This is a genomic window from Tritonibacter horizontis (genome assembly GCF_001518015.1).
Lineage (GTDB): Bacteria > Pseudomonadota > Alphaproteobacteria > Rhodobacterales > Rhodobacteraceae > Epibacterium > Epibacterium horizontis.
Window position 1 is genome coordinate 1 of sequence record NZ_LPUY01000001.1, and the last position, 4,947, is coordinate 4,947.

Annotated in this window: 3 protein-coding genes and 1 pseudogene; 1 reads left to right on the forward strand and 3 read right to left on the reverse strand. The window is 68.8% G+C overall.

What is annotated here, in order from left to right; all coding sequences use genetic code 11:
- The 3 genes from TRIHO_RS00005 to hrpB all read right to left on the reverse strand — a co-directional run.
- A partial coding sequence (locus tag TRIHO_RS00005; protein ID WP_082704958.1) for an inorganic phosphate transporter occupies window positions 1–1,373 on the reverse strand: 1,373 nt, incomplete at its 3' end.
- Window positions 1,374–1,571: 198 nt separating this feature from the next.
- Window positions 1,572–2,030 carry an NUDIX hydrolase gene (locus TRIHO_RS00010; RefSeq protein ID WP_068239005.1) on the reverse strand — a complete coding sequence of 153 codons (459 nt, stop codon included), beginning with the start codon at window positions 2,028–2,030 and terminating at the stop codon, window positions 1,572–1,574.
- A 163-nt stretch (window positions 2,031–2,193) separates the two neighbouring features.
- The gene (hrpB, locus tag TRIHO_RS00015; RefSeq protein ID WP_068239007.1) at window positions 2,194–4,662 is read right to left on the reverse strand and encodes an ATP-dependent helicase HrpB; all 2,469 of its coding nucleotides are present in this window, start codon (window positions 4,660–4,662) and stop codon (window positions 2,194–2,196) included.
- Window positions 4,663–4,688: 26 nt separating this feature from the next.
- Between hrpB and TRIHO_RS24015 the strand changes: the two are divergent.
- Window positions 4,689–4,947: pseudogene (locus TRIHO_RS24015) on the forward strand (hypothetical protein); the annotation flags it as partial.

A 4,947-nucleotide genomic window follows, 5' to 3' on the forward strand; every position in this document is an offset into this window, starting at 1 on the left:
CGGCGGGCCTGAGCGGCCATATGTTCGCGGTAGAACCCAACCCCGAACACGGCCCCGACGGCGACATGGGTCGAGGAGACCGGCAGGCCGAGCCAGCTTGCCACGATGACGGTCAGCGCCGCCGAGGTGGACACGCAATAGGCGCGCATCGGGTTCAGCTTGGTGATCTGGGTGCCGACCATGCTGATGAGGCGGGGACCGAACAGCAGCACCCCCATCGCCATGCCAAGAGCGCCGATCGACAGCACCCAGAAGGGCACATGAAGCGGCGCAAAGGGGCGCAGGCCTGCGCTGTCGGTCTGCCCGAGCGCCTGCACGATGGTCGCCAGCGGGCCAATGGCATTGGCAATATCATTGGCGCCATGGGCAAAGGACATCAGGATTGCGGCGATCACCAGCGGCAGGCGGAACAGCGCCTTGATCGCGCCTTTCTGGTTTTCCAGTTCATCGCCACGGCGGCGGATCACCGGGCGGGCGATGGCAAAGGACATCAGCCCCGCCAGCCCGCCCACTGCAAGCGCCACGCCCGGGGGGGGCGCATAGAGCGTATCGGGCAGCTTCAGCGTAAAAAACATGCCAAAGGCACCGCCCATGCCGCCCAGGAACACCGGCACCCAACGACAGGCGGCGGCCATCTTGTCGGGCTGGCTGGAAATCAGCCGCTGGATCAGCGCCAGAAGCGCCATCGCCAGCCCCGCACCGATCAGCGGCGACAGCATCCAGCTGGCGGCAATGCTGCTGAAGGTGATCCAGTCGACGGCGCCAAAACCAACCGCGGCGATGCTGGCGCCGATGATCGCGCCGATGATGCTCTGGGTGGTGGAGACCGGCGCGCCGATCCAGGTCGCCAGATTGACCCAAAGCGCCGAGGCTGCCATGGCCGCCATCATCGCCTTGATCAGCACATCCGGTGCGCTGATGGCAGCCGGGTGGATCAGCCGCTGTGACACGGTGGCAACCACCTCGCTGCCGCCAAGCAGCGCGCCTGCGGTCTCGGCCAGAGCGGCGGCGATGAGGGCGGCGGCCATTGGCAGCGCCTTGGCGCCGACGGCGGGGCCCATGTTGTTGGCCACATCATTGGCCCCGATGTTGATCGCCAGATAGGCACCGAAAATCGCCGCAGCGGCGGCCATCACCGTGGTCGGAGCCGTGCCAAGCACCAAGGCGGCCACCAGACCGGCCAGCAGCATGAAGGCCAGGGCCAGACCGACCCCGAACAGGGGGCGCACCACAAATCCTGTGACCCGTTCCACCTGATTGAGCCGGGTCAGGTCCTTGTCGAGGGAGCGCCAGTCTGATTGGTCGGCCCGGTCGGCCTGGTTCGTCGCGGGCGTGGTCGCGGGGGGGGCTGAGGTCTCAGGGCTGTCGGACATGGGCCTCCGCCTCCGTTGCCGGACGGGACCGCCGCGTCTGCGCGCCGACCGCAAGCGACCAGGTCATGTGCGCTCGGTCCATATCCGACCCGTACATTTGCGGCCGCTCCATTTGCGACCAGAGCATTTGGGGTCGCGTCATTCGCGCCCGATGCGCCACCACTATGGCGCAGGGATGTGACATTGGTATCAAGAGCGTCAAAACCGGCTGAGAAGGTCGCGCAATTGGGGTTCATCCACGAGAACCGCGGCCTCTGACGGGGTGACCCAGTTGCGCTGGCGCTGGTGCATCTCGGGGAATTCGTCCCGCAGGTCTTCGACCTCGAGCGCATAGACGAGCGTTTCAAGCGGCTCCGTTGCGCCGCTGTCGAGCCGCTTGTCGTAGACATAGCGCCCGATGGGCTGATCCTCGAACCGCCCGCGGCGCACGCCGGCTTCTTCCCAGGCTTCTTCAGCGGCGCTTTCGGCGCTGGTTTTGCCCGCCATTGGCCAGCCCTTGGGCAAGACCCAGCGCCCGGTGTCGCGGCTGGTGATCAACAGCACCTCGCGTCCGGCCTCCGTTTCGCGAAAGCACAGCGCCGCCACCTGCAAACGGGGCGGGCGTGAGAGCATCGGCAAGAGGGTCTGGGACCAGAATTTGGTCAGGAACTGGAACATATATGGGTGACGGTGGTCCGGACGCGACCGGATTTCCTGTGTTGAGCGCGGGTGCGTTTGAACAAGGGAAATTATGCAGGAAACGGGGCATTTGCAACAGTTTTATAACGCAACCTGTTGGAGAATGCCCGAAATACGGGTGGAGACGTGGGAAACTGTGCGTTTATTGCGGCGGACGCGGACGGGCGCGCAGGGTTGCCTCGGCCTGGGTGGGGTCTTCGGGCCAGGGATGTTTGGGGTATTGCGCCCGCATGTCCTTGCGCACATCCGCATAGGAGCCGGACCAGAAGCCGGGCAGATCCCGGGTGATCTGGATCGGACGGCGGGCGGGCGACAGCAGGGTCACCTTGAGCGCGACGCCGGCCACCGTGGGGTGGCGGGTGACGCCGAACATCTCTTGCAGGCGGACCTCGATCCCGGGAATGTCACCGTCATAGTCGATGGCGATCTTGCGGCCGAGCGGGGTGGTGAACTGGGCGGGAACCTCGCGGTCCAGGAGCTGGGTCTGCTCCCAGCTGAGCGCGGCGCGCAGGGCCGGCAGCAGGTCGAAGGATTTCCACGCCTCGGCGCTGCGCTGACCGGACAGCATCGGCAGCAGCCAGTCCTCCAGGGTGGCCATCAGCCCCTCGGTGGAGAAATCCGGCAGGTCGTGGCCTTCGGCCCGGACCAGCTCCACCCGCGCGGCCAGCCGTGCGGCGGCCCCGGTCAGGCGCAGACCCAGATCGCGCACCCCGTCGAGCATGGCCATGGCCACCGCCTCGGGCGGGACATCCTTCCAGATCCGGTCCTCCAGCACCAGCGCGCCAAACCGTTCCTGCTGCCGCGCGATCACCCGGCGGTCGCGCTTTGACCAGTCGCAGACCGCGTGCCAGTCGATCTGGGGAGCAAACAGGGCGCGGATTTCAGAGAGGGTGATCTGGGCGGCAAGACGGATCTTTGCCTCGCGCGGGTTGCCGTCGCTGTCGGTCACCACGAGGTAAGGGGCGCTGGCGAGCGGGTCGGAATTGTCCAGAATCGCGCCCTTGCCGCCGGCCAGCACATAGCGCGCCTCGTCGCCCTTGCGGCGCTGGGCGACCCGGTCGGGATAGGCGAGCGCGGCCATGGCGGCGGGGGAGAGATCGCCCCCAGAGGCACCCGTGGTGTCCCCGCCGCGCCGCGACCGGAGCCGCCTGGCCTCGGCCGTGATCGCCTGCACCGCCGGGGTGGCCACCTGGTAGGGGCGGCGGGCGCGAAACCCCCGTAGATCCCGGAGCGCCTCCAGCCGGAGCGAAAGATCCACCGGGGCGCCGCGCAGCGGATCGCGATCCCCCATCAGCGCGGCCAGGAGGGCGGCGTCTGGTCCGGCCTGGGCCAGCATATGGGCCAGGCGCGGGTGCAGCGGCAGGCGGGCAAGGGTGCGGCCATGATCGGTGATCCGCCCGGCAGCATCCAGCGCGCCGAGCATCTGCAGCAGGGCGCGGGCCTCGGCAAAGCTGCCCTGCGGCGGCGGGGTCAGCAGCGGCAGATCCGCAGGGTCCGCGCCCCAGAGCGCCAGTTCCAGCGCCAGCCCGGTAAGGTCGGCGGCTTCTATCTCGGCCGGGGGAAAGGCCATCAGCGCGCCGTCTTCGCCCCTGGACCAAAGCCGATAGCAGGTGCCCGGCGCCACACGGCCGGCGCGCCCGGCCCGTTGCGTGGCCTCGGCGCGGGTGACGCGTTCGGTCACCAGTCGCGACATGCCGGCACCTGGGTCGAAACGGGCACGTCGGGCCTGTCCCATGTCCACCACGATGCGGATGTCCTCGATCGTCAGCGAGGTTTCGGCGATGGCAGTGGCCAGCACCACCTTGCGGCCCTCCGCCTCGGGGCGGATCGCGGCGCGCTGCTCGGCAAAGGGCAGGGCGCCGAACAGGGGGCGGATCTTGCAATCGTCCGGCAGGCGGCGCTCCAGCTGTGCGGCGGCGCGGCGGATTTCACCCTCGCCGGGCAGAAACACCAATAGCCCGCCGCCGGTGTCGCGGCTCTCGGCCTCGGCGCGCACAACCAGATCGACCAGCGCATCGAGGCGCCGGGCCCGGGCAGGCAGCGGCGTGTCGAGCCAGCGGGTCTCGACCGGGAAACTGCGCCCGTCGGAGGTCAGGATGGGGGCGGCCATCAGCGTGGCCACCGGGCCGGCATCCAGCGTTGCCGACATTGCCAGCAGGATCAGGTCGTCGCGCAGCGCATCGGCCACTTCGAGGCAGAAGGCAAGGCCGAGATCGCCATTCAGCGAGCGTTCGTGAAATTCGTCAAAGATCACCGCGCCGATGCCGGGCAGATCCGGGTCGGCCTGCAGCATCCGGGTCAGGATGCCTTCGGTGACCACTTCGATGCGGGTGGCGGCGGTCACCTTGGCCTCGCCGCGCACCCGGAAGCCAACCGTCTGGCCGACCTGTTCGCCCAGGGTTGCGGCCATCCGCTCGGCTGCGGTGCGGGCGGCGAGGCGGCGCGGCTCCAGCATCAGGATGCGGCCTTTGCAGAGGTCGGCATCGCGCATCGCCAAGGGCACGCGGGTGGTCTTGCCCGCGCCGGGGGGCGCTTGCAGCACGGCCCGACCATGGCCCCGGAGGGCGTCGATCAAAGCAGGCAATACATCGTCAATCGGAAGCCGTGTCATGGCGGCGCTTATCGCCAATCGCGCGCGTGAGGTCCAGAGCGGGCGCGCAATGGCGCGGCGTGGCGGGCCATGGCCGGGCCGTGTCGGTGGCCGGGGGAGCGCCAGACGACCGGAGCGGGGGCAAGGTTTTCTGCGCCCCGTCACTGGACAAGCGCCGCCCGCTTGCGCCATCAAGACGCAAGCGGGACGAGAGGCAGGCCATGGACATCGCAGAGCTGAGTGACGGGATCTTGAACGCCGACCGGCGGGCGCTGGCGCGGGCGATCACGCTGGGGGAAAGCGCCC

What these genes read in the sequence shown, in the direction of transcription:
- hrpB (WP_068239007.1), bottom strand. Translation starts at nt 4,662, where the DNA reads ATGACACGGCTTCCGATTGACGATGTATTGCCTGCTTTGATCGACGCC.
- TRIHO_RS00010 (WP_068239005.1), bottom strand. Translation starts at nt 2,030, where the DNA reads ATGTTCCAGTTCCTGACCAAATTCTGGTCCCAGACCCTCTTGCCGATG.